The organism is Herbaspirillum sp. CAH-3 (assembly GCF_009668275.1).
Taxonomy (GTDB): Bacteria; Pseudomonadota; Gammaproteobacteria; order Burkholderiales; family Burkholderiaceae_D; genus Herbaspirillum; species Herbaspirillum aquaticum.
Genome location: NZ_VSWE01000008.1, coordinates 1 through 21,658, shown reverse-complemented (window position 1 = coordinate 21,658; position 21,658 = coordinate 1). Strand labels below are relative to the sequence as shown.

Sequence of the window (21,658 nt, the reverse complement as noted above, 5' to 3'; positions counted from 1 at the left end):
GCAGCAGTTGCGACCGTTGCGGCAGACGAAAAAAAACCACGCTCACGCGTGGTTTTTTTCGCCGGGAGGCAGGGTGATCAAGCGAAGTTCTTGGCCACGAAGTCCCAGTTGATGATGCCCCAGTAGTTCTCGACGTACTTGGCACGTGCGTTGCGGTAGTCGATGTAGTAGGCGTGTTCCCACACGTCCACGGTCAAGAGCGGCTTGCTGTCGGTGGTCAGCGGGGTGCCGGCGCCGGTGGTGTTGACGATGTCCAGGGAACCGTCAGCCTTCTTGACCAGCCAGGTCCAGCCGGAACCGAAGTTGGCCAGGCCTTGCTTGGTGAACTCGGCCTTGAAGGCGTCGAAGGAACCCCACTTGGCGTTGATGGCATCAGCCAGCGCGCCGCTCGGAGCGCCTTGGCCCTTCGGGGTCAGGCCGTTCCAGTAGAAGGTGTGGTTCCACACCTGGGCAGCGTTGTTGAAGATGCCGCCGGAAGATTTCTTGATGATCTCTTCCAGGGACAGGTTTTCGAATTCGGTACCCGGGATCAGGTTGTTCAGGTTGGTCACATAGGTCTGGTGGTGCTTGCCATAGTGATACTCCAGGGTTTCCTTGGAAATCGTGGGCGCCAGCGCGTCCAGATCGTAAGGCAGTGCCGGAAGGGTATGTGCCATGATGAATCCTTTCAGTCTTGTTGGTTTGCTACGAAGGGGTCTTTTCCGAACCTGCGATTCTAAAGCGGAAGACAATTCTTTGCACTCGGTCAAATCTGACGCGCGTCAGTCGCGCACCGGCCTCCAGTGCGGAAATGCGAATGGTTCCCAATGGGAGTGGCCGGTCGCCGGCGCAGGCAAAACCGTAGATGCCAGTCCCCACAAGACGTTCCAGCTCATCCGCACATTCGCATCCGGCCGCAACAGGTGTCATACGGCAGGCTGGCCTGTATTTCACCGGAAAATGCTTATGCCAAAAAAGTCTGCCACAGCTGTCAAGCCGGACGGCCGAACCGGCTCAATCCAGCCGTGGCTGCACGCTGGCAATGCCGACCTCGGCACTGCCTTCAGCCAGGCGGATGGTGACCTCGCTGCGGGCGGCCAGCTCGGCCGGAGTGTGCAATACACGGCCCTGGCGATCGCTGACGATGGCGTAGCCGCGTTCCAGCGTGCGTTGCGGATTCAGCAGTTCGAGCTGCGTAGCCAGTCCCGCCAGCGCCTGCCGCTGGCGCAGCTGCCGGGCCGCCTGGGCCCCTTGCAGCCGTCGCGTCAGGTCCAGCAGGTCGCGGCGGGCGTGGGCGGTGTCGGGAATCTGGTGCGACAGGTGGGTGGCCAGTTGCTGCAGGCGATGGCGCATGCGGGTCAGCGGCACGCGGGTGGCGTGGGCGAGCCGGGTTTGCAGTGCGGCCAGCTTGACGCGTTCGTGCTGTATATACGCGCTGGGGTTGACCAGGCGGCGCGAAAGCCAGTCCACGGTCTGCGCTTTATCGGTCAGGCTGCGTCGCAGCGCGCGCGTGAGGTCATTGGCGTGGCCGCGCAGTTCAGCCAGCCAGTCCTCGCGGGCGGTGGCGGCCAGCTCGGCGGCGGCCGTGGGGGTGGGCGCGCGCAAGTCGGCGGCAAAGTCGGCGATGGTGAAATCGGTTTCGTGGCCGACACCGGAAATCACCGGCATGCTGGCCTCCACGATGGCACGCGCCACCACTTCTTCATTGAACGACCACAAGTCCTCGATGCTGCCACCGCCCCGGCAGACCAGCAGTACATCGCATTCGGCGCGCCCGGAGGCGGTCCGGATGGCATTGGCGATGCGCTGTGCCGCGCCTTCGCCCTGTACCGGCGTGGGGTAGAGCACCACTTCCACGTGCGGTGCGCGGCGGCGCAGGGTGGTGAGCACATCGCGCAAGGCGGCGGCCTGCGGGCTGGTGACGATGCCGATGCGGCGCGGGAAGCCCGGCAGGGGGCGCTTGCGGTCGCGGTCGAACAGGCCTTCGCGTTCCAGTCTTTCCTTCAACTGCACGAAGGCGGCGTAGAGGTCGCCCACGCCGGAGCGGCGGATCGCTTCCACGTTCAACTGGTAGTCGCCGCGCGGGGCGTAGAGCGTCACCAGGGTGCGGACTTCAACCTTGTCGCCTTCGCGCGGCATGAAGCCGGCGTATTGTGCGCGGCCCTTGAACATCACCGCGCGCACCTGGGCGCCGTCATCCTTGAGGTTGAAATACCAGTGGCCGGAGGCGGCCCGGGTGAAATTGGAGATCTCGCCCTTGACCCAGATCAGCGGGAAATTGCGCTCCAGCATGCGTGCGACCGCCTGGTTCAGGCCGGAGACGGTCAGGATGGGCGGACCGCCCTCGCTAGTGGCGGCGGCCGGCAGGGCCTCCGGACGCGGGCGGGCAGCAGGGAAGGGCGGGAACTTGTCGGCAGGCATGGGACGCGGGGACTCCAGGGGCGATACAATGCCGCATTGTAAAGCCAAGCCGGCTGCGCTTGCCGAGCCGCACGCAACCGGCTACATTCTGCACCGCAGAAACGGACGTGCCTGGAAAGACCGTCGACTGCACCAGATTCACCGCTCATCCGCATTTCTTAGGAGTACGTTTTGCTCGCCATCATCCTCGCCGCCGGCTGGCCGATCTGGCCTTTGCTGATCGCTTCCATCATCGGCCTGGCGCTGGTCATCGAAAGACTGGCCTACCTGCGCCGCACGCGCATCCTGCCGCCGGACCTGCTGGGCGAAGTGGTCCGGGTCTACCAGAGCGGACGCGTCAACGAGGACGTGATCGACAAGCTGGAACAGAACTCCCCCCTGGGCCAGGTGCTGGCCGCCGGCCTGCGCAATGTCGATGCCCCGCGCGAAGTCATGAAGGAAGCCATCGAGGAAGCTGGCCAGGCCGCCGCGCATCGTCTGGAACGCTTCCTGACCACACTGGGGACGATCGCCTCGCTGGCGCCGCTCATGGGCCTCTTCGGCACGGTGGTCGGGATGATCGAGATCTTTGCTTCGCAGAACGCCGCCGGAACCAATCCGGCGCAGCTGGCGCACGGCATTTCCATTGCGCTCTACAACACCGGCTTTGGCCTGGCCATTGCGATGCCGGCGCTGGTGTTCTATCGCCACTTCCGCGCCCAGGTGGATGGCTTCGTGGTCGACATGGAGCAGCAGGCCGTCAAGTTCGTGGACATCGTCCACGATGTGCGCCGTTGATCCTGGACGCTGGAGAGCCGCATGAACTTCCGCAAGGGCCGTCCCCGCGAAGACCTGGAGATCAACCTGATCCCCTTCATCGACGTGCTGCTGGTGATCGTGATCTTCCTGATGGTGACCACCACCTACAGCAAGTTCACCGCCCTGCAGGTCACCCTGCCCACGGCCGATGCCCAGAAGGCGCTGGAACAGCCCTTCGAGATCAACATCGCCATCGACGCCAATGGCCGCTACGCCATCAACAACAAGCGCATCGCCGCGCGCGATGCCCAAGGGCTGTCGGAAGAAATGCAGGCAGCAGTGCGCAGCAGTGGCAGCAAGGCCGACCCGGTCATCATCATCAATGCCGACGCGCTGGCCACGCACCAGACCGTGGTCAACGTGATGGAGGCGGCACGCATGGCGGGTTATCCCAAGCTGACCTTCGCGGCGCAGTCCAGCAGCAAGTAGCCGGTCGCGCGCCATTCTGTAAATTTGCCAATAGCTTCACGTCATCCCGTAGCGATGGCGCCCCGGCCAGGTCCCGCCTGGCCCGGATTTTTTTTATTCACTGGAACCCGAAAATGGCCGAATCCAGGCCCACTGCCGAAGCCATCCTGACCCGCGCCTGGCAACGGCGCGGCCTGCTGGCTTGCCTGCTGTGGCCGTTGTCGCTGCTCTTTGGCGCCCTCGCGGCGTTGCGCCGGGGGCTCTTTGCGCTGGGCATCAAGCGCGCCGAACGGCTGCCGGTGCCGGTGATCGTGGTGGGCAACGTCTTCGTTGGCGGTACCGGCAAGACGCCCTTTGCGATCTGGCTCATCGAGGCCTTGCGCATGGCGGGCCTGCATCCCGGCGTGATTTCGCGCGGTTATGGCGGCGGTGTGGCGCAGACGCTGGCGGTCACGGCTGATTCGGCAGCGGCCCAGGTGGGCGACGAACCCTTGCTGATCGTCCAGCGCACCGCTGTGCCGCTGGTGGTCGGGCGGCGCCGGGTGGAGGCCGGGCGCGCCTTGCTGGCGGCGCATCCCGAGGTGGATGTGATCATTTCCGACGATGGCTTGCAGCATTACGCGCTGGCGCGCGACATCGAAATCGTGCTCTCCGATGCGCGCGGCGTGGGCAACGGCTGGCTGCTGCCGGCCGGGCCGCTGCGGGAACCGGCGTCGCGCCGGCGGGATTTCTCGGTGGTCAATGTCGGCGCGCAGGGCAGCGCCTCCGGTGGCGCGCACGCCATGCGGCTGCAGGCGGACCAGGCCGTGCAACTGGCCCCGCCCGGTGCGCACAAGCCGCTGGAACGGATGGGCGAGGGCGGCGTGCGGCTGGCGGCCGTGGCCGGGATCGGCAATCCCGAACGATTTTTTGCCACCCTGGCAGCGGCGGGGTTGTCCTTTGCGCGCCATCCCTTGCCAGACCATTTTGATTTTGCCATCGATCCTTTTGCAGGCCTTGCGGCCGATGTCATCCTGATCACGGAAAAGGATGCAGTAAAATGCAGGGCTATCGAGGCCATCCGAAACGACCCGCGCATCTGGGTCGTGCCTGTCTCGGCGCGCATCGATGGCGCGCTGGCTGAACATATAGTGGAGAAACTCCGTGAACGCCCGACTGCTTGATATCCTGGTTTGCCCCATCTGCAAGGGCCCGCTGGACTACGACAAAAAAGCCCAGGAACTGATCTGCAAGGCAGACAAGCTGGCTTACCCCATCCGCGATGGCATCCCCATCATGTGGGCCGATGAAGCGCGCGAACTGTCGGCGGTGCCGGCAGCGCCTGCGGCCTGACGCGGGTCCGCGAACTTTTGATTCCTGATTTCTGCCTTCCTGCTGCGGTTGATTCCATGACCTTTACCGTCATCATCCCTGCGCGCCTGGCTTCCACGCGCCTGCCCAACAAGCCCCTGGCCGACCTCGGCGGCAAGCCCATGATCGTGCGCGTGGCCGAGCGTGCCGCGCTCTCCGGGGCCACCCGCATCATCGTGGCCACTGACCACCACGACATCCACGCCGCCTGCGAGCAGCATGGCATCGAAGTGGCCATGACCCGCGCCGATCACCCCTCCGGCACCGACCGCATCGCCGAAGTGGCCGCCGCGCTGGGGCTGGCCGAGGATGAGGTGGTGGTCAACGTGCAGGGCGATGAGCCCCTGATCGATCCGGGCCTCATCGCCGCCACCGCCGCCCACATCAAGGACGGCGTACCCATGGCCACGGCTGCGCACGCCATCGGGACCGCCGAGGACGCCTTCAATCCCAATGTGGTCAAGGTGGTGTTGAACAAGGAAGGCTGCGCCATGTATTTCTCGCGCGCCACCATCCCCTGGCATCGCGATGCGTTCGCCAGGTCGCGCGAGTCGCTGCCCGACGCCAGCGGTCCGGATCATGCCAATGAATATGTGCCGCTGCGCCATATCGGCCTGTATGCCTACAGCAACCGCTTCCTGCAGCTCTACCCGACGCTGGCCCCGGCCCCGCTGGAACGCATCGAGGCGCTGGAGCAATTGCGCGTGCTGTGGCACGGCCATGCCATCGCCGTGCACGTGACCTCGCTGGTGCCCGAAGCCGGGGTGGATACGCCCGAAGACCTGTTGCGCGTGCGCAAGCATTTCGAGGCCCCGCCGGATAGCCCGCTGGTGCAGACCATCTCCGCGCTCTGATCCCTAGTCCGGACGGCAGGCATGATCCGGCGCAAGGGTGGCCGGATCGGCTTGCTGTAAGTTCCATGTCAAGCTGACACGACACAATCGGAGTCCGGAGACTGCTTAAAAATCAGGCGTTTGTCATGGTTCGGTAAGATTTTGTGGTAAGTTTCGTCCCAGAGCTGATGCAAACGGCGCGCAAACAAGCTGCATAACCGTCCAGATGGTAGCGATCCTCTGCCATCACGTCGCAAAAGAATTCAAGCATTCATATTCAGAAACCCTCAATTTAGGAAACGACATGCGCCTCATCCTTTTAGGAGCGCCTGGTGCCGGTAAAGGCACGCAAGCCACTTTTATCAAGGAAAAATTCAACATTCCGCAGATCTCCACCGGCGACATGCTGCGCGCGGCCGTGGCTGCGGGCACCGAGCTTGGCATCGCTGCCAAGAAGGTGATGGATGCGGGCGGTCTGGTTTCCGACGACATCATCATTGGCCTGGTCAAGGATCGCCTGCAACAGGCTGACTGTGCCAATGGCTACCTCTTCGACGGCTTCCCGCGCACCACGCGCCAGGCCGATGCGATGAAGGAAGCCGGCGTGGCCATCGACTACGTGCTGGAAATCGACGTCCCCGACAGCGCCATCGTCGAGCGCATGAGCGGCCGCCGCGTGCACCCGGGTTCGGGCCGCACCTATCACGTCAAGTTCAACCCGCCCAAGGTCGAGGGCAAGGATGACCTGACCGGCGAAGCGCTGATCCAGCGTGACGACGACAAGGAAGAAACCGTCAAGAAGCGTCTGGCCGTGTATCACGAGCAGACCGAAGTGCTGGTGGGCTACTACGGTGATTGGGCCAAGTCGGGCCAGCCGGGTGCGCCGAAGTATCGCAAGATCGCCGGCGTCGGTCCGGTGGAAGAAATCAGGGATCGTGCATTTGCCGCCCTGGCGGAGTAAAGTGAAGCGGACTTCGGTCCGCTTTTTTTATGCTGTCGCTGTTGATGCAGTCAGCACGGCAGTACGCAAAAACTAAGTAAATAAACCGATCACCGGTAGTGACGCCCGCCCGAGGGCGTAGCACCGGCGGCCCGGCAAGGCACAACAACTCCAATAAAGAAGGGCGACGCAATTTGCAGGCGCAGTATCGGCCGCGGCGAACCGGAACAGCAGAACCCGGACGGCGCGGCGGATGTTCGTGATTGTTGATGAGTCGTGATAACAAAGGAGACGAAGATGGCACTTGCCCTGTCGTTTGCCATTGCCTGCGGCTTGGTCGCGGTGATCTATGGCCTGGTTTCTCGACGCTGGATTCTCAAGCAGGACCCCGGCAACCCCCGCATGCAGGAAATCGCGCTGGCCATCCAGCAGGGGGCTGCGGCCTATCTGGCGCGGCAGTATCGCACCATCGCCATGGTGGGCGTGGTGCTGCTGATCCTCATTGCACTCATCCCCGGGTTGGGCTGGCTTACCGCCATCGGCTTCCTGCTGGGAGCGGTGTTGTCCGGGGCTTGCGGTTTCATCGGGATGAACGTGTCCGTGCGCGCCAATGTGCGCACCGCCCAGGCCGCCACGCGCGGCATGAACGATGCACTGGGCGTGGCTTTCCGGGGCGGGGCCATTACCGGGATGCTGGTGGTGGGGCTGGGTTTGTTGGGGGTGTCGCTGTTCTTCTGGGTCCTGTATGTCTACGGACAGGGACGCGCCGTCAGCCTGCACGATGCCATCCAGCCCTTGATCGGACTGGCGTTCGGGGCGTCGCTCATCTCGATCTTCGCGCGGCTGGGCGGGGGCATCTTCACCAAGGGCGCGGACGTGGGGGCCGACCTGGTGGGCAAGGTCGAGGCCGGCATTCCTGAGGATGATCCGCGCAATCCTGCGGTCATCGCCGACAACGTCGGGGACAACGTGGGCGATTGCGCCGGCATGGCCGCCGACCTGTTCGAGACCTATGTCGTCACGCTGGTGGCGACGATGCTCCTGGGCAGCCTCATGCTCAAGGGTCTGGAAACCTTGGCGGTACTCTATCCGCTGGCGCTGGGCGGGGTCTCGATCCTGGCCTCCATCGTCGGCTGCGCCATGGTCAAGGCGCAGCCGGGCAAGAAGATCATGTCGGCGCTCTATACCGGGCTGTGGTGGTCAGCCGGCTTGTCGCTGGTCGGCTTTGCGGTCGTCACCTGGCTGCTGTTGCCGCCCGAACTGCGGGTGCCGCTGATGGGCGCGGCCGTGGTGGGCATCGTGCTCACCGGTCTCATGGTCTACATCACCGAGTACTACACCGGCACCGACTTCAAGCCGGTGCGCCATATTGCCGAAGCCTCCACCACCGGGCATGGCACCAATATCATCGCCGGTCTCGGGGTGTCGATGAAGTCCACCGCGTATCCCGTGCTGGCGGTGTGCGCGGCGATCCTGGCATCCTACTGGCTGGCAGGCTTGTACGGCATTGCGATTGCGGCGACCTCCATGCTGTCCATGGCTGGCATCGTGGTGGCGCTGGATGCCTATGGACCCATCACCGACAATGCGGGCGGCATTGCAGAGATGTCGGGATTGCCCGATTCGGTGCGCGCCATCACCGATCCGCTCGATGCGGTGGGCAATACCACCAAGGCCGTCACCAAGGGCTATGCGATCGGCTCGGCAGGCCTGGCAGCACTGGTGCTGTTTGCCGATTACACGCATGCGCTGGAGTCCGTCGGCAAGACCGCCAGCTTCGACCTGTCCAGCCCGGCGGTGATCATCGGGCTCTTCATCGGCGGGTTGATTCCCTATCTCTTCGGTGCCATGGCGATGGAAGCCGTCGGACGCGCGGCCGGTGCCGTGGTGGTGGAAGTGCGTCGCCAGTTCCGCGACATCGCCGGCATCATGGATGGCAGCGGGCGTCCCGAGTATGACCGCGCGGTGGACATGCTGACCTCGTCGGCCATCCGTGAAATGATCCTGCCGTCGCTGCTGCCGGTGATCGTGCCTATCCTGGTCGGGCTGCTGCTGGGGCCGTCGGCACTGGGTGGCCTGCTGATGGGGACCATCGTCACCGGGCTCTTCGTGGCCATCTCGATGACCACCGGCGGTGGTGCCTGGGACAACGCCAAGAAATACATCGAGGACGGCCACCACGGCGGCAAAGGATCGGACGCCCACAAGGCCGCCGTCACGGGCGACACCGTGGGCGATCCTTACAAGGATACGGCCGGGCCGGCCGTCAATCCGCTCATCAAGATCATCAACATCGTGGCGCTGCTGCTGGTGCCTTTGCTGCCGGCGGTCTCCTGACCCGATCTGACCGCAGTGCTGATTGTCGCCGCACGGATAGTCTGCCGTGCGGCGACCTGCGCATAATCCTCCACCGCGAAGGGAAAGCCTGCATTGCCAGGCTGGCCGATTCGTCAAATAATGGCCCCTGATGTATCCCATCATCAATGGCTCGCCGGCCTGGCCATCCGCCTGGCTGCGCGCAGAGAAAAAACAGGAGACTCCATGCGTATCGAAGGAAATGTATTCATCGTCACCGGCGCAGCATCCGGCCTGGGCGCGGCCACAGCCCGCATGATCGCCGCCGCCGGTGGCAAGCCGGTGCTGGCCGATCTCAACGAGGAGGCCGGCAGTGTGCTGGCCCGGGAACTGGGCGGTGTCTTCGTGCGCTGCGATGTCAGTTCGGAAGACGACGCCCAGGCCGTGGTGCATGCCGCGCAAGCGGCCGGCAGCCTGCGCGGACTGGTCAATTGCGCCGGCATCGCCCCGGCCGAGAAGCTGGTCGGCAAGAACGGCCCGCACAGCATGGCGCTGTTCATGAAGACGCTCAACATCAACCTGGTCGGCAGCTTCAACATGGCCCGCTTTGCGGCCGACGCCATGGCCAAGACCGAGGCGCAGGAAGAGGGCGAGCGCGGCATCATCATCCACACCGCCTCGGTGGCCGCCTACGATGGCCAGATCGGGCAGACGGCCTATTCGGCTTCCAAGGGGGCCATCGTTGCCATGACCCTGCCGATGGCGCGTGATCTCTCGCGCAGCGGCATCCGTGTCATGACCATCGCCCCCGGCATCTTCGAAACCCCCATGATGCTGGCCATGCCGCAGGAAGTGCGCGATTCGCTGGGGCAGGCCGTCCCCTTCCCGCCGCGCCTGGGCCGTGCCACCGAATACGCCCAGCTGGCCCGAACCATCATCGAGAACGTGATGCTCAACGGCGAGACCATCCGCCTCGATGGTGCCATCCGCATGCAGCCCAAATAGACGGCATTTGCCTGCCAATTCTCTTGTCCACAGTGAGGGGGCTGCTGATAAGCTCCCCCTCATGGAGACCATGGAACACAAAACAGGCTTGATCCTGACCGGCGGCGGTGCGCGGGCGGCTTATCAGGTGGGTGTGCTCAACGCCCTCTCGATGATCCTGCTCGAAGCCGGCTGGCCGGTGCACAGCAATCCCTTCCCCATCATCTGTGGTACCTCGGCCGGGGCCATCAACGGCACCGCCCTGGCCTGCCGGGCGGACGACTTCGGCGAAGCCGTGCGCGAGCTGATGGCGGTGTGGAGCAATTTCCAGGTGGAGCAGGTGTACCGCGCCGATTCGCTGGGCGTGATCCGCTCGGGGGCACGCTGGCTGTCGCTGTTTTCCTTCGGCTGGCTGCTGCGCAAGTGGCGCGCCAATCCGCCCAACTCCCTGCTGGACAACACTCCCCTGGTGAGCATGCTGCATCGCCTGCTGGACCTGCCACGGCTGGATGCCGCCCTGGCCGAAGGGCAGTTGCATGCGCTGGCGGTGACCGCCTCGTCCTATACCAGCGGCCAGCACATCACCTTCTACCAGTGCGCACAAGAGATCGAGCCCTGGCGACGCACCCAGCGGCTGGCCATGCGCGACCAGATCGGCATCGACCATTTGCTGGCCTCTTCTGCCATTCCTTTCATCTTCCCGGCCATTCCGGTGTACATCGACGGCCGCTGCGAGTATTGCGGCGATGGCTCGATGCGCCAGATCGCCCCGATTTCCCCGGCCATCCACCTCGGTGCCACCAAGGTACTCATCATCGGCGCCGGCCGCATGGGCGAGAAGGGCGAGCAGGCCCCCACCAATACCCCGCATTACCCCAGCCTGGCGCAGGTAGCCGGACATGCGATGTCGGGGATCTTCCTCGACGGCTTGTCGGCCGACATCGAACGCATCAACCGGGTCAACCAGACCTTGTCGGTCCTGAACGATGAGCAGCGCCGGCATACGCCATTGAAACCCATCCGTACCCTGGTGATCTCGCCCTCGCAGCGCATCGACAGCATCGCCAGCCGCCACGTCGGCAACCTGCCGCGCCCGATCCGCACCATGCTGGGCGGTATCGGTGCCACCGAGGCGCGTGGCTCGGCGCTGGCGTCCTATCTGTTGTTTGAACAAAGCTTCACACGCGAGCTGATCGCCCTGGGCGAAAGCGATACCTACGCCAAGCGCGAGGAGGTGCTGGCCTTTTTTGAACCGGATACCGCCCAGCTGCTCCAAGCCTCTGCCTGATTTGCTGCCGGTCAAGTTCCTGGCCTGCCGTGGTTGCCTAGCCGAAAGCAACGCGTTAATCTACCGAGTGCTGTTGCCATTAATTGACAAAATTGCAATTAACAGAATCAATGCAGACGATGCAGATGCGAGCCCGCTTCATTTCTTCCTTCTTCACCCGTTACTGGCTGGTGCTGCTGACGGCCCTGATGCTGGCCGCGCCGGTGCAAGCCAAGGGGCCGGTGCCGGGCAACTTGCCGGAGGTTAATCTTGACCAGCTGCCGCGCGAAGCCCAGCAGACCATGGCCCTGATCCGTCAGGGTGGGCCCTTCCCGTATGAAAAGGATGGCGCGGTCTTCGGCAACTATGAAGGGGTTTTGCCCAAGCAAAAGCGCGGGTATTATCGCGAATACACGGTCAAGACGCCGCGCGCCCGCAATCGCGGGGCCCGTCGCATCGTCAGCGGGGGAGAACCGGCCACGTCGGGCGAATACTATTACACCAGTGACCATTACAAGACCTTCCGCCGGATACGCGACTGATCTTGTACAGCGCAGGGCAGGGCGCGCGAGTTCTGTTGCAGCAAGCCACACAGCAGGCCAGCCATCACCATCACGACAATTACGACAACCACGACAGCCACACAGCCCCGCCTATGAATACTGAAGGCAAAATGAGTTTGTTCAAAACGGTGCCGCCCAATATCGTGCAATCGATCCGCGCCTTCCGCGTGACCGAGCTGCAGCAGGAGGCCGCGCACCTGCAGCAGCACTTTCTCTATGCCTATTGCGCCGAGGCCGTGACCAAGCAGCAGGTGCTGACCACCATCGCCACTGCCTTCCAGTTTCCCCGGCACTTCGGCAAGAACTTCGATGCCCTGCATGACTGCCTGACCGACCTGACCCACAAGGCCGGCAAGCAGATCGGTTTCGTCGTGGTGCTGGAGCAACTGCCCAACACCCAGAAATTCGACAAGGAAGCGCGCGAGACCTTGCTCGACGTCTTCCGCGATGCGGCCGATTACTGGGCTGAGAAGAAGGTGCCGTTCCGCGTTTTCTATTCCTTCCAGTAAATTTTCTTCACATTTTGATAAACCTTTTACGCCACGCCGGACCTTTCACATCGTGAAAACCGGCGGCGGAGGGGCTGTCAGCAGGTACAATGCGCACACCATGAGAAGCATTGTCATCCTGATTTCCGGACGAGGCAGCAATATGGAAGCCATCGTCCGCGCTGCACAGGCCGAGCGGTGGCCTGCCCGAATCGCCGCCGTCATCAGCAACCGCGCCGACGCCAGCGGCCTCGAATTCGCCGCCAGCCACGGCATTGCCACGGCCGTCGTGGCCAACCGCGACTATCCCACGCGCGACCAGTTCGATGCCGCCTTGCGCGAGCAGATCGACGCGTTCGCGCCGGACCTGGTGGTGCTGGCCGGTTTCATGCGGATCCTGACGGCACCGTTCGTCAATCATTACCAGGGCCGCATGCTCAATATCCACCCGTCGCTGCTGCCCAGTTTCCCGGGGCTGGCGACGCACCGGCAGGCACTGGCGGCCGGCGTGAAGCTGCACGGCGCGACCGTGCACTTCGTCACGCCCGACCTCGACCACGGTCCCATCGTGGCCCAGGCTGCCGTGCCGGTGCTGGAAGAGGACAGCGAGGAGACGCTCGCCGAGCGGGTCCTGGAACAGGAACATGTGATCTATCCGCGTGCCGTGCGCTGGTTCGTGCAAGGCCGCCTGGCACTGGACGGCGCGCGCGTGCGCCTGGCCGCCGACGCCTGAGGCGCAACGAGCAAGCGCCGCCGCGCACCCCTTATCTTGAATTGAATTGAATCTGAAGGACCTAGCATGAGATTGCCTCCCGCGATCATCCCCCATACCGAAGAACTGCTGCGCGAAGTGCTGCGCTTCACCGGCCCGGCCGACGTGACCCTGTCGCGCTACTTCCGCGACAATCCCCGCCTGGGCAGCCGCGAGCGCGGCGTGATCGCTGAAGCGGTCTACGGCCTGCTGCGCAACAAGACGGTCCTGACCAACTTCGCCGAATCCGGCAGCGGCCCGATGATGCGCCGCCTGGCGCTGCTGGGCCTGGCCGATGCGGTCGGCGCCGAATCCATCGCCGGCCTGCAGGAAGGCGAAGCCGAGTGGCTGGAGCGCGTGGCCCAGATCGACCGCACCCAGCTGGCGCCCCAGATGCGCAGCAACCTGCCGCCCTGGCTGTGGGAAAAGCTGGTTGCCCGCATGGGCGAGGAAGCCACCCTGCAACTGGCCGATGCCATGAACCGTCCGGCGCCGCTGGACCTGCGGGTCAATGCCTTGAAGGCCGACCGCGATACCGTCATCGCCGAACTGGCCAAGGCGCCGGTGGCCTGCGAACCGACCCCGTATTCCCCGCTGGGCCTGCGCGTGTTCAAGAAGCCGGCCCTGCAGAACCTGCCGCTGTTCAAGGATGGCGCCATCGAAGTGCAGGATGAAGGCAGCCAGCTGCTGGCCCAGATCGTCGGCGCCAAGCGCGGCGAAATGGTGGTCGACTTCTGTGCCGGCGCCGGTGGCAAGACCCTGGCGCTGGGCGCGCTGATGCGCAATACCGGCCGCCTGTATGCCTTCGACGTGTCCGAAAAGCGCCTGGCCAAGCTCAAACCGCGCCTGGCGCGCAGTGGCCTGTCCAATGTGCATCCGGTGGTGATCGCCCACGAGAACGACGCCAAGGTCAAGCGCCTGGCCGGCAAGCTCGATCGCGTGCTGGTCGATGCACCCTGCAGCGGCTTGGGCACCCTGCGCCGCAACCCCGACATGAAATGGCGCCAGAGCGTGGAGACGCTCACCGAAATGCGTGCCAAGCAAGGCTCGATCCTGGCCAGCGCCGCGCGCCTGGTGCGTCCGGGCGGCCGCCTGGTGTATGGCACCTGCAGCTTCCTGGAAGAAGAGAACGATGAAGTCATCGCCGACTTCCTGGCCTCGCATCCCGACTTCACGTTGCGCCCCATGAGCGAAGTGCTGGCCGAGCAGAAGATTGTGCTGGATACCGGCGATTACCTGAAGCTGTTGCCGCACCAGCACCAGACTGACGGTTTCTTCGCGGCCGTCCTGGAGCGCCGCGCTGCATGAGGCGGCGGCGCTTGCTGCCTGGCCTGGCCGCCGCCCTGCTGGCAGTGGCCGTCGCTGGCCTGCAGGCCGGGGAAGCGCTGCCGCCACCGCCGGTGATGGCAGCGCAGGGGACGGTGCAATCCGCTTTCGCGCCCTGGGATGACATCGAAGCCCTGATCGTCGGCCAGCTCCAGGCCGCGCAACGCCAGATCCTGATGCAAGCCTATCTGCTCACCAGCCGTCCTATTACGGACGAACTGGTGGCCGCCCGCAAACGAGGCATCGACGTGCGCGTGCTCATGGATGCCGGCCAGCTCGACAAGAATTCCGAAGACCGCCTGCGCCAGCTGCGCGCGGCCGGCATTCCGGTCTGGCTGGAAACGGCTTACCGCAATGCCCACAACAAGGTCATCATCATCGATGCGGCCTTGCCCACGGCCACCGTCATTACGGGCAGCTACAACTTCACCTGGTCGGCCCAGCACAAGAATGCCGAGAACGTGCTCATCCTCGGCAAGAACCCGCCGCTGGCTGCACGCTACGCCAGCAACTGGCAGCGCCATCGCCAGGATGCCCAGGCGGCGCCCTGATTTGCCCTGATTCTTCATCCGGCCAGCCATGACCGATCATTTCCTTTCCCTCTTCACCGATATCAGCGCCGTTGACCTGCTGCGCCAGCTGGTCGTCATCGCGCTCTCGTTGCTGGGCGGCATCGGCCTCTCGCGCTGGCTGCGCGCGCGTTTCGTGCTGCCCGCCGATGGCGAGGAGCAGTCGCTGGTCATGCAGATCGGCGTCAAGAGCTTTGCCCGCGTGCTCTCGCCGCTGCTGGCCCTGGGCCTGCTCACGGGAGCCTATTACATTCTCAAGCGCGGCCACCATGCGGTCACTTTGTGGGAAATCATGTTTCCCCTGACCATTGCCCAGGTGGCGATGCGTTTCGTGTTCTACGTATTGCGCGGCATCTTCGTGAAGGATGCGACAGTGGGCGCGCTGCTGCACCTGTCGGAAAAAGTCATCGCGCTGCTGGTCTGGCTGTGCGTGGTGCTGTGGATTACCGGCCTGTGGCCGGATTTCGTCGATTATCTGGATACCACCACGTTCCCGCTGGCACGCCACAAGGTGTCGTTGTTGACGATGTTGCAAGGTGCGGCCTCGGTGCTGGTCACGCTCATCATTGCCCTGTGGATAGGGACGGTGGTGGAAAACCGCCTGATGAAGTTCAGCGGCATGCATTCCTCGCTGCGCACGGTGGTGGCGCGCATGATGCGGGCCCTGCTGATCCTCATCGCTTTCCTGGTCAGCCTGTCGCTGGTGGGGATCGACCTGACGGTGCTCTCGGTCTTCGGCGGCGCGCTGGGCGTGGGGATCGGCCTGGGTTTGCAGAAGATCGCCAGCAGCTATGTCTCCGGCTTCGTGATCCTGCTGGAGCGCAGCATGGTGATCGGCGATATGGTTGCAGTCGAGAAATACTTCGGCAAGGTCACCCAGATCAATACCCGCTACACCATCCTGGAAGGGCTGGACGGTATTGAGTCGGTGTTGCCCAATGAGCTTTTTGTCTCCAATCCGGTACAAAACTATTCCTTGACCCATCGCATTGTACGTTTGGCTACACAGCTTACAATTCTGTACCAGGACGATGTGGAAACGGTCTTGTCCATCATGGAACAGGCCGCACTTGGGGTCCAACGGGTCTCCCAGCAGACCGCCCCGCAGGCCTTGCTGATCAAGATCGGCGCCGACGGGCTGGAGCTGGAACTGGGATTCTGGATCACCGACCCGGAAAATGGACGGCTCAATGTGCTGTCCGACGTCAATCGTGCCATCTGGGCCGCCTTCAAGCAGCACGGCATCCAGGTGGCCCATCCCAAGCGCGACATCCGGATCATGGATGAGCGCAGCTTCCGCCAAAGTACGCGCCAGGAAATTCCTGATGGCCCAGAGTCGCAGAATTCGCGTACAATGCCCGGCAATTAAAAGAAAATAAAACCATTTTCACGGAACAAGTAATAATCCTGTTTTGTAGTCCGATAGTTGTTTTCTATTTGGAGTTGTACTGATGACCCTTGATGCGATCCTCGACTTTGTTGCCAACGGCCTGCTGCACGCGTCCGGTTGGCAGATTGTCATTTACACACTGGTGATGACGCACATCACCATCGTGGGCGTGACTCTCTACCTGCATCGTTGCCAGGCGCATCGCGCGCTCGAACTGCACGCGATCCCCAGCCACTTCTTCCGTCTCTGGCTGTGGATGACCACCGGCATGGTGACCAAGGAATGGGCCGCCATCCACCGCAAGCACCACGCCAAGTGCGAGACCGAAGAAGATCCGCACAGCCCGCAGACCCGCGGCATCAACAAGGTGATGTGGCAGGGTGCCGAGCTGTACCGCATGGAGTCCAAGAATGCCGAGACCATGGAGAAGTTTGGCCACGGCACCCCGGACGACTGGATTGAACACAACATCTACAGCAAGTACGGCTGGCAGGGTGTGGGCATCATGCTGATCATCGACGTGCTGCTCTTCGGCGCCATCGGCCTGACCGTGTGGGCCGTGCAGATGGCCTGGATCCCGTTCTGGGCGGCTGGTGTGGTCAATGGCCTGGGTCACTTCTGGGGCTACCGCAATTACGATTGCAACGATGCAGCGACCAACCTGTTCCCGATCGGCATCATCATCGGCGGCGAGGAAATGCACAACAATCACCATACCTTCGGCACCTCGGCCAAGTTCTCGGCCAAGTGGTACGAATTCGACATCGGCTGGATGTACATCCGTATCCTGGAAACCTTCGGCCTGGCCAAGGTCAAGAAGGTGGCACCGGTGCCCAAGTTCGACAGCCAGAAATCGGTGATCGACTTCGATACCCTGCAGTCCGTGATCGCCAACCGCTACGACGTGACCGCCAAGTACGCCCGTTCGCTCAAGAGCGCCTGGAAGGACGAGCTGGATCACCTGATCGAGAAGGCCCAGCTGGAATCGCGTTTCCTGAAGTCCTCCAAGAAGCTGCTGCAGCGTGAGCCTGCTCGCCTGGAAGATGGCCAGAAGCAGCAACTCTCGGAGCTGTTCGCCCACAGCAAGGCCCTGCAGACCATGCATGAAATGCGCATCGAGCTGGGCGCCATCTGGGAGCGTTCGCACTCGACCCGCGAACAGCTGCTGCAGCAACTGCAGGACTGGTGCACCCGCGCCGAAGCCTCTGGCGTGAAGGCCCTGCGTGACTTCGCCCTGCGCCTGCGCAGCTACGCCTGATCTTCGCTGGCTGACCCGGTGGAAACCGGGGGCTGAATAAAAAATCCCCGCAGAGCGATCTGCGGGGATTTTTCTTTGGGCGCTGGCGCGGGCTGGTGAAGATTTCTTTCAGGACGGCGCGGCCAGGGGACATCGTCGGCGCTCCAAGCGAGCCAAGCCAGCCAAGCCAGGAAAACCCGGGCAATAAAAAACCCGCAGAAGACTCTGCGGGTTTTTCATCGGGAGACCGGGATCAATTACTTGATCTTGGTTTCCTTGTATTCGACGTGCTTGCGCGCCTTGGGATCGAACTTCATGATGCTGATCTTTTCGGGCGTAGTACGCTTGTTCTTGGTGGTGGTGTAGAAGTGACCAGTACCTGCGGTCGACTCCAGTTTGATTTTGTCGCGGCCGGATTTCGCCATGATAGATTTCCTTTACTCTGCTAATTAGACTTTTTCGCCACGAGCACGCAGATCGGCCAGAACGGCATCGATGCCGATCTTGTCGATCACGCGCAGGCCGGCGTTGGACAAACGCAGCGAAACCCAGCGGTTCTCGGATTCGACGAAAATGCGGCGGTTCTGCAGGTTGGGCAGGAAACGACGCTTGGTCTTGTTGTTTGCATGGGAAACGTTGTTGCCGACCATCGGCCCCTTCCCGGTGACTTGGCAGACACGTGCCATGTGAGACTCCTTAAAAATTTCCGAATTTGGGAAAAACGAGAGTATATGGAAAAAACTCAGGTTTTTCAATGACTTGCGAAAAACAATTGTGTCTTCGATGTCGACGTTGATTTAACAATTCCGGAAACATTCAGTCCACCGCCCTGGCGCAGGAAGGCTTCGCCCAGTCCTGGCAAGGGTTTGCGGCCGATTGCCGGGGCTGCACATCAGACCTGGGCATGGTCGGCAAAGGAGTAATGGCGTGTCCCGGCCACCACGACATGGTCCAGCAATTCCACATCGATGAGTTCCAGCGCCTTCTTGAGCGTGCGGGTCAGGGCCAGGTCCGCCTCGCTGGGCTTCGGGTCGCCCGAGGGGTGATTGTGGGCGACGATGACCGAGGCGGCATTGTGCCGCAATGCCGCCTTGACCAGTTCACGGGGGTAGACCGTCGTATGGTTCAGCGAGCCCCTGAACATTTCTTCGGTGGCCAGGAGCTGGTTGCGCATGTTCAGGAAGACGGCGACGAAACATTCATGTTCCTTGCCCGCGAAGATCAGTTTCAGGTAGTCGCCCACGGCACGGGTGGAATTGAGCGCGGACTCCTGCCTCAGGTTGCCGTTGATGGCGCGCTTGGCCAGTTCCAGGGACGCCCATATCTGCGCGCATTTGGCCGGCCCCAGGCCATTGCCCAGGCAAGGGTCGCGCTGGACCGCATTGCACAGGGCCCCGAGCGAGCCGAAACGCTGCAGCACGTCCATGGACAGCTCCATCACGCTTTTGCCGGGCGTGCCCACGCGCAGGAAGATGGCCAGCAATTCCGCATCGGAGAGGGCGGCCGGGCCCAGCTCCAGCAAGCGTTCGCGTGGCCGCTGTTCCTTGGGCCAATCCAAGAGGGTCATGGTCATGGTGTGAGTCTCCTTAGACTTGAGGGGGGATAACGCTGGCGACCCCGCCCGGGATCGCGCCGAAAAGAACGTTTGGACCGCCGCAGTCCGCTTGCGCCGGCGCAAGGAAAGGCAGGATGCTGCATCCGGCAGCGTGTGGCGATGAAGCTGCCGGCGGCGTATCGGGCCAACGTGGCTTACAATAGCGGGCTCTTGTGCAGGCTCCGGTATTGCTGCCTGTTTCCTGCCCGTATTTCAGCCCGTCTTTCAGTCTGCTTCCAGCCATGTCCAGCCCAACTGTCCCCGTCGTCACCGAAAACGCCTACCTCACCTTGCATTACCGCCTGGCCTCGCTGGACGGAGAAGACATCGTCAGCACCTTCAACGAGAACCCGGCCACCCTGCAGTTCGGCCAGGGCCAGCTGGCTCCTTTCCTCGAAGCCTGCCTGCTGGGCCTGCCCGAAGGCACGCACCAGACCTTTGAACTGAGTCCGACCCAGGCTTTCGGCGAGCGCAGCGAAGAGCTGATCCAGCGTATCTCGCGCGCCACGCTGGAAGAAAACTCCTCCATGGATGAGGACTATCGCGTCGGCGACCTGGTTGACTTCGCCGCCCCCGGTGGCGGCCGCTTTGCTGGCATCCTGCGAGCGATCGATGATGATGGCGCAATTTTCGACTTCAATCACCCGTTGGCCGGCCAAACGCTGAAGTTCGAAGTAAAAATCATCGGAATCCTGTAAGAGCCTCGTCATTTGGCGAGTTGGCCCTCGCAATGTTTTGAAGAATCAAGGAAATGACCATGACCATGGAACAAGCCGAACCTGAAATCCTGCTGGCCCAGCCCCGTGGTTTCTGTGCGGGCGTGGACCGCGCCATCGAGATCGTCGAACGTGCGCTGGCGCAGTTTGGCGCCCCCATCTACGTACGCCATGAAATCGTGCATAACGCCTACGTCGTCAACGACCTGCGGGCCAAGGGCGCGGTCTTCATCGAGGAGCTGGCCGACGTGCCGGCCGGCAATACGGTCATCTTTTCGGCCCACGGCGTATCCAAGGCGATCCAGGCCGAGGCGGCCGAGCGCGGCCTGACGGTGTTTGACGCCACCTGCCCGCTGGTCACCAAGGTGCATATGGAAGTGGCCAAGATGCGCCGCGAAGGCCGCGAGATCATCATGATCGGCCACGCCGGCCACCCCGAGGTCGAAGGCACCATGGGCCAGACCGAGGCCGGCATGCACCTGGTGGAAACCGTGGAAGACGTGCAGCGCCTGCAGGTAGCCGATCCCGGCCTGCTGGCCTATGTTTCCCAGACCACGCTGTCGGTGGATGACACGGCCGACATCATCGCGGCCTTGCGCGCGCGCTTCCCGGAGATTGCCGAACCCAAGAAGGGCGACATCTGCTACGCCACCACCAACCGCCAGGAAGCCGTGAAGTTCATGGCCCCGCAGGTGGAGGTGGTGATCGTGGTCGGCAGCCCCAACAGCTCCAACTCCAACCGCCTGCGCGAGCTGGCCGAGAAGAAGGGCGTGCCCGCCTTCATGGTCGACAACGCTGCCCTGATCGACCCGCAATGGGTACAGGGCCGCCAGCGCATCGGCGTCACCGCCGGTGCCTCGGCGCCGGAAGTGCTGGTGCAGGCCGTGATCGATCGCATCAAGGAAATCGGTGCCCGCAGTGTGCGCGTGCTGGACGGTATTGAAGAAAACGTCACCTTCCCCCTGCCCAAGGGACTGGGTTCCCGCGCGCCCTCGGCCGAATCGGCGTGAGGCTGCATCGACCCTGTGACCAAGGGTGAATTTTCGGACGAAATCCTCGTCCGCCGTTTGCGCAAAGAGGCCTGCTGATGCAGGCCTTCTTCATTTGCGAGACAGGTGTTGTGAAGTCACCGACGATTCATTGGTCTTACCGCACTTTCTTCTGTAACAGGCGATTGTTTGTGCTCGATTGTTGGAATCTTCTGCGTATAATTCCGCACCATTATCGACGGCCCGCCCAAAAGGCGGCCGAGCGCTAGCCCTCACCAAAGAGGGCAGGGCGCCGCCAACGCGGCGTCAACCAGAGACGGGAGACATTCATATGCAAGAGCATCTGCCCACCGGCTCCATCCGGTGCATCCGGCGAAGACCTCCCTGGCGAACGCCCAACGCGTACGCCGCCCATGGCCCAAGCCGCTTGTGCGGCCACAGCGGCTGATTTTCCCTTCATTTCCCCTGCCAGCGAGCGATGCTCGCGCGGAACGCCTGCACCCTTTTTATGAAGAGTGATAACGCGATCCCGGCTTGCGGGAACGGATTTTGCTAATCGACATGCTTTCGCGCGGTGTCCGCTTTGGTGCAGGCCCACGTGTTTTTCTTGTTTCCATTTAGATCGAAGAGTTATTCATGGACATTTTCATCCAGCAGATCATCAACGGATTGGTGCTAGGCAGCATGTACGCACTGATCGCCCTGGGCTACACCATGGTGTACGGGGTGCTGAACCTGATCAACTTTGCCCACGGCGACA

23 protein-coding genes and 1 pseudogene are annotated in these 21,658 nt (G+C 62.9%); 19 read left to right on the top strand and 5 right to left on the bottom strand.

The features are described 5' to 3' along the window. Positions 1-77: 77 nt before the first annotated feature. Both sodB and xseA read right to left on the bottom strand, forming a co-directional pair. On the bottom strand, positions 78-656 hold the full coding sequence (gene sodB / locus FYB76_RS11550) for a superoxide dismutase [Fe] (RefSeq protein ID WP_088755219.1): 579 nt from the start codon (positions 654-656) through the stop codon (positions 78-80). A gap of 337 nt (positions 657-993) precedes the next feature. Continuing rightward, positions 994-2,400, bottom strand: coding sequence for an exodeoxyribonuclease VII large subunit (gene xseA, locus FYB76_RS11545; RefSeq protein ID WP_154133728.1), 1,407 nt, complete (start codon positions 2,398-2,400; stop codon positions 994-996). Positions 2,401-2,571: 171 nt separating this feature from the next. Here xseA and FYB76_RS11540 point away from each other — a divergent pair, with 171 nt between their 5' ends. From FYB76_RS11540 to FYB76_RS11465, 16 genes are all read left to right on the top strand, one after another. Further along, the gene (locus FYB76_RS11540; protein WP_154133727.1) at positions 2,572-3,177 is read left to right on the top strand and encodes a MotA/TolQ/ExbB proton channel family protein; all 606 of its coding nucleotides are present in this window, start codon (positions 2,572-2,574) and stop codon (positions 3,175-3,177) included. A 21-nt stretch (positions 3,178-3,198) separates the two neighbouring features. After that, complete coding sequence (locus FYB76_RS11535; RefSeq protein WP_034339343.1) at positions 3,199-3,627, top strand: biopolymer transporter ExbD; 429 nt, start codon at positions 3,199-3,201, stop codon at positions 3,625-3,627. Positions 3,628-3,740: 113 nt separating this feature from the next. After that, positions 3,741-4,769 carry a tetraacyldisaccharide 4'-kinase gene (lpxK, locus tag FYB76_RS11530; protein WP_088755217.1) on the top strand — a complete coding sequence of 343 codons (1,029 nt, stop codon included), beginning with the start codon at positions 3,741-3,743 and terminating at the stop codon, positions 4,767-4,769. Next, positions 4,750-4,938: a Trm112 family protein gene (locus FYB76_RS11525; RefSeq protein WP_088755216.1), complete on the top strand. Its 189-nt coding sequence runs from the start codon at positions 4,750-4,752 to the stop codon at positions 4,936-4,938. The genes lpxK and FYB76_RS11525 overlap by 20 nt, the downstream gene beginning before the upstream one ends. 56 nt (positions 4,939-4,994) lie before the next feature. Beyond that, positions 4,995-5,810 (top strand): 3-deoxy-manno-octulosonate cytidylyltransferase, encoded by an 816-nt coding sequence (gene kdsB / locus FYB76_RS11520; RefSeq protein ID WP_154133726.1) that lies wholly within the window; start codon positions 4,995-4,997, stop codon positions 5,808-5,810. Positions 5,811-6,093: 283 nt separating this feature from the next. Continuing rightward, positions 6,094-6,750 (top strand): adenylate kinase, encoded by a 657-nt coding sequence (gene adk / locus FYB76_RS11515; protein WP_008326404.1) that lies wholly within the window; start codon positions 6,094-6,096, stop codon positions 6,748-6,750. Between the two features lie 276 nt (positions 6,751-7,026). Beyond that, positions 7,027-9,066: a sodium-translocating pyrophosphatase gene (locus FYB76_RS11510; RefSeq protein ID WP_154133725.1), complete on the top strand. Its 2,040-nt coding sequence runs from the start codon at positions 7,027-7,029 to the stop codon at positions 9,064-9,066. Between the two features lie 204 nt (positions 9,067-9,270). Further along, complete coding sequence (locus FYB76_RS11505; RefSeq protein WP_154133724.1) at positions 9,271-10,029, top strand: SDR family NAD(P)-dependent oxidoreductase; 759 nt, start codon at positions 9,271-9,273, stop codon at positions 10,027-10,029. Between the two features lie 61 nt (positions 10,030-10,090). After that, entirely contained in the window at positions 10,091-11,296 is a 1,206-nt protein-coding gene (locus FYB76_RS11500; protein ID WP_088755212.1) for a patatin-like phospholipase family protein, read from the top strand. A 125-nt stretch (positions 11,297-11,421) separates the two neighbouring features. Further along, positions 11,422-11,817 (top strand): ribonuclease domain-containing protein, encoded by a 396-nt coding sequence (locus FYB76_RS11495; protein WP_154133849.1) that lies wholly within the window; start codon positions 11,422-11,424, stop codon positions 11,815-11,817. Positions 11,818-11,819: 2 nt separating this feature from the next. Then, positions 11,820-12,347: a barstar family protein gene (locus tag FYB76_RS11490; RefSeq protein ID WP_370516341.1), complete on the top strand. Its 528-nt coding sequence runs from the start codon at positions 11,820-11,822 to the stop codon at positions 12,345-12,347. 100 nt (positions 12,348-12,447) lie between these two features. Continuing rightward, positions 12,448-13,059, top strand: a complete 612-nt coding sequence (gene purN / locus FYB76_RS11485) for a phosphoribosylglycinamide formyltransferase (protein ID WP_154133723.1) — start codon at positions 12,448-12,450, stop codon at positions 13,057-13,059. Between the two features lie 66 nt (positions 13,060-13,125). Further along, entirely contained in the window at positions 13,126-14,385 is a 1,260-nt protein-coding gene (locus FYB76_RS11480) for an RsmB/NOP family class I SAM-dependent RNA methyltransferase (protein WP_154133722.1), read from the top strand. Next, positions 14,382-14,954, top strand: coding sequence for a phospholipase D family protein (locus FYB76_RS11475; RefSeq protein ID WP_154133721.1), 573 nt, complete (start codon positions 14,382-14,384; stop codon positions 14,952-14,954). The genes FYB76_RS11480 and FYB76_RS11475 overlap by 4 nt, the downstream gene beginning before the upstream one ends. Before the next feature lie 28 nt (positions 14,955-14,982). Further along, the gene (locus FYB76_RS11470; protein ID WP_088755209.1) at positions 14,983-16,341 is read left to right on the top strand and encodes a mechanosensitive ion channel family protein; all 1,359 of its coding nucleotides are present in this window, start codon (positions 14,983-14,985) and stop codon (positions 16,339-16,341) included. 82 nt (positions 16,342-16,423) lie between these two features. Continuing rightward, on the top strand, positions 16,424-17,620 hold the full coding sequence (locus FYB76_RS11465) for an acyl-CoA desaturase (RefSeq protein ID WP_088755208.1): 1,197 nt from the start codon (positions 16,424-16,426) through the stop codon (positions 17,618-17,620). A 236-nt stretch (positions 17,621-17,856) separates the two neighbouring features. Here the strand turns inward: FYB76_RS11465 and rpmG are convergent, their stop codons facing one another. The 3 genes from rpmG to radC form a co-directional block, all read right to left on the bottom strand. Then, positions 17,857-18,024, bottom strand: coding sequence for a 50S ribosomal protein L33 (gene rpmG, locus FYB76_RS11460; protein WP_006463731.1), 168 nt, complete (start codon positions 18,022-18,024; stop codon positions 17,857-17,859). Positions 18,025-18,048: 24 nt separating this feature from the next. Then, positions 18,049-18,285 (bottom strand): 50S ribosomal protein L28, encoded by a 237-nt coding sequence (gene rpmB, locus FYB76_RS11455; RefSeq protein ID WP_006463730.1) that lies wholly within the window; start codon positions 18,283-18,285, stop codon positions 18,049-18,051. A gap of 206 nt (positions 18,286-18,491) precedes the next feature. Then, a complete protein-coding gene (radC, locus tag FYB76_RS11450) occupies positions 18,492-19,166 on the bottom strand; it encodes a DNA repair protein RadC (protein WP_195724629.1) in 675 nt (224 codons plus the stop codon). Positions 19,167-19,435: 269 nt separating this feature from the next. Here radC and FYB76_RS11445 point away from each other — a divergent pair, with 269 nt between their 5' ends. The 3 genes and pseudogenes from FYB76_RS11445 to FYB76_RS11435 form a co-directional block, all read left to right on the top strand. Continuing rightward, positions 19,436-19,891, top strand: a complete 456-nt coding sequence (locus FYB76_RS11445) for a peptidylprolyl isomerase (protein ID WP_088755206.1) — start codon at positions 19,436-19,438, stop codon at positions 19,889-19,891. 59 nt (positions 19,892-19,950) lie between these two features. Then, positions 19,951-20,919 carry a 4-hydroxy-3-methylbut-2-enyl diphosphate reductase gene (gene ispH / locus FYB76_RS11440; RefSeq protein WP_088755205.1) on the top strand — a complete coding sequence of 323 codons (969 nt, stop codon included), beginning with the start codon at positions 19,951-19,953 and terminating at the stop codon, positions 20,917-20,919. A gap of 615 nt (positions 20,920-21,534) precedes the next feature. Further along, positions 21,535-21,658 (top strand): annotated as a pseudogene (locus tag FYB76_RS11435) (branched-chain amino acid ABC transporter permease); the annotation flags it as partial.

Excerpts from the sequence above, each read along its gene's own strand:
- FYB76_RS11495 (WP_154133849.1), top strand. The coding sequence starts at position 11,422 with ATGCGAGCCCGCTTCATTTCTTCCTTCTTCACCCGTTACTGGCTGGTG.
- rpmG (WP_006463731.1), bottom strand. The coding sequence starts at position 18,024 with ATGGCGAAATCCGGCCGCGACAAAATCAAACTGGAGTCGACCGCAGGT.
- adk (WP_008326404.1), top strand. The coding sequence starts at position 6,094 with ATGCGCCTCATCCTTTTAGGAGCGCCTGGTGCCGGTAAAGGCACGCAA.
- lpxK (WP_088755217.1), top strand. The coding sequence starts at position 3,741 with ATGGCCGAATCCAGGCCCACTGCCGAAGCCATCCTGACCCGCGCCTGG.
- kdsB (WP_154133726.1), top strand. The coding sequence starts at position 4,995 with ATGACCTTTACCGTCATCATCCCTGCGCGCCTGGCTTCCACGCGCCTG.
- sodB (WP_088755219.1), bottom strand. The coding sequence starts at position 656 with ATGGCACATACCCTTCCGGCACTGCCTTACGATCTGGACGCGCTGGCG.
- FYB76_RS11445 (WP_088755206.1), top strand. The coding sequence starts at position 19,436 with ATGTCCAGCCCAACTGTCCCCGTCGTCACCGAAAACGCCTACCTCACC.
- FYB76_RS11535 (WP_034339343.1), top strand. The coding sequence starts at position 3,199 with ATGAACTTCCGCAAGGGCCGTCCCCGCGAAGACCTGGAGATCAACCTG.
- purN (WP_154133723.1), top strand. The coding sequence starts at position 12,448 with ATGAGAAGCATTGTCATCCTGATTTCCGGACGAGGCAGCAATATGGAA.
- FYB76_RS11470 (WP_088755209.1), top strand. The coding sequence starts at position 14,983 with ATGACCGATCATTTCCTTTCCCTCTTCACCGATATCAGCGCCGTTGAC.
- FYB76_RS11500 (WP_088755212.1), top strand. The coding sequence starts at position 10,091 with ATGGAGACCATGGAACACAAAACAGGCTTGATCCTGACCGGCGGCGGT.
- FYB76_RS11465 (WP_088755208.1), top strand. The coding sequence starts at position 16,424 with ATGACCCTTGATGCGATCCTCGACTTTGTTGCCAACGGCCTGCTGCAC.
- radC (WP_195724629.1), bottom strand. The coding sequence starts at position 19,166 with ATGACCCTCTTGGATTGGCCCAAGGAACAGCGGCCACGCGAACGCTTG.
- FYB76_RS11505 (WP_154133724.1), top strand. The coding sequence starts at position 9,271 with ATGCGTATCGAAGGAAATGTATTCATCGTCACCGGCGCAGCATCCGGC.
- xseA (WP_154133728.1), bottom strand. The coding sequence starts at position 2,400 with ATGCCTGCCGACAAGTTCCCGCCCTTCCCTGCTGCCCGCCCGCGTCCG.
- FYB76_RS11510 (WP_154133725.1), top strand. The coding sequence starts at position 7,027 with ATGGCACTTGCCCTGTCGTTTGCCATTGCCTGCGGCTTGGTCGCGGTG.
- ispH (WP_088755205.1), top strand. The coding sequence starts at position 19,951 with ATGACCATGGAACAAGCCGAACCTGAAATCCTGCTGGCCCAGCCCCGT.
- FYB76_RS11480 (WP_154133722.1), top strand. The coding sequence starts at position 13,126 with ATGAGATTGCCTCCCGCGATCATCCCCCATACCGAAGAACTGCTGCGC.
- rpmB (WP_006463730.1), bottom strand. The coding sequence starts at position 18,285 with ATGGCACGTGTCTGCCAAGTCACCGGGAAGGGGCCGATGGTCGGCAAC.
- FYB76_RS11475 (WP_154133721.1), top strand. The coding sequence starts at position 14,382 with ATGAGGCGGCGGCGCTTGCTGCCTGGCCTGGCCGCCGCCCTGCTGGCA.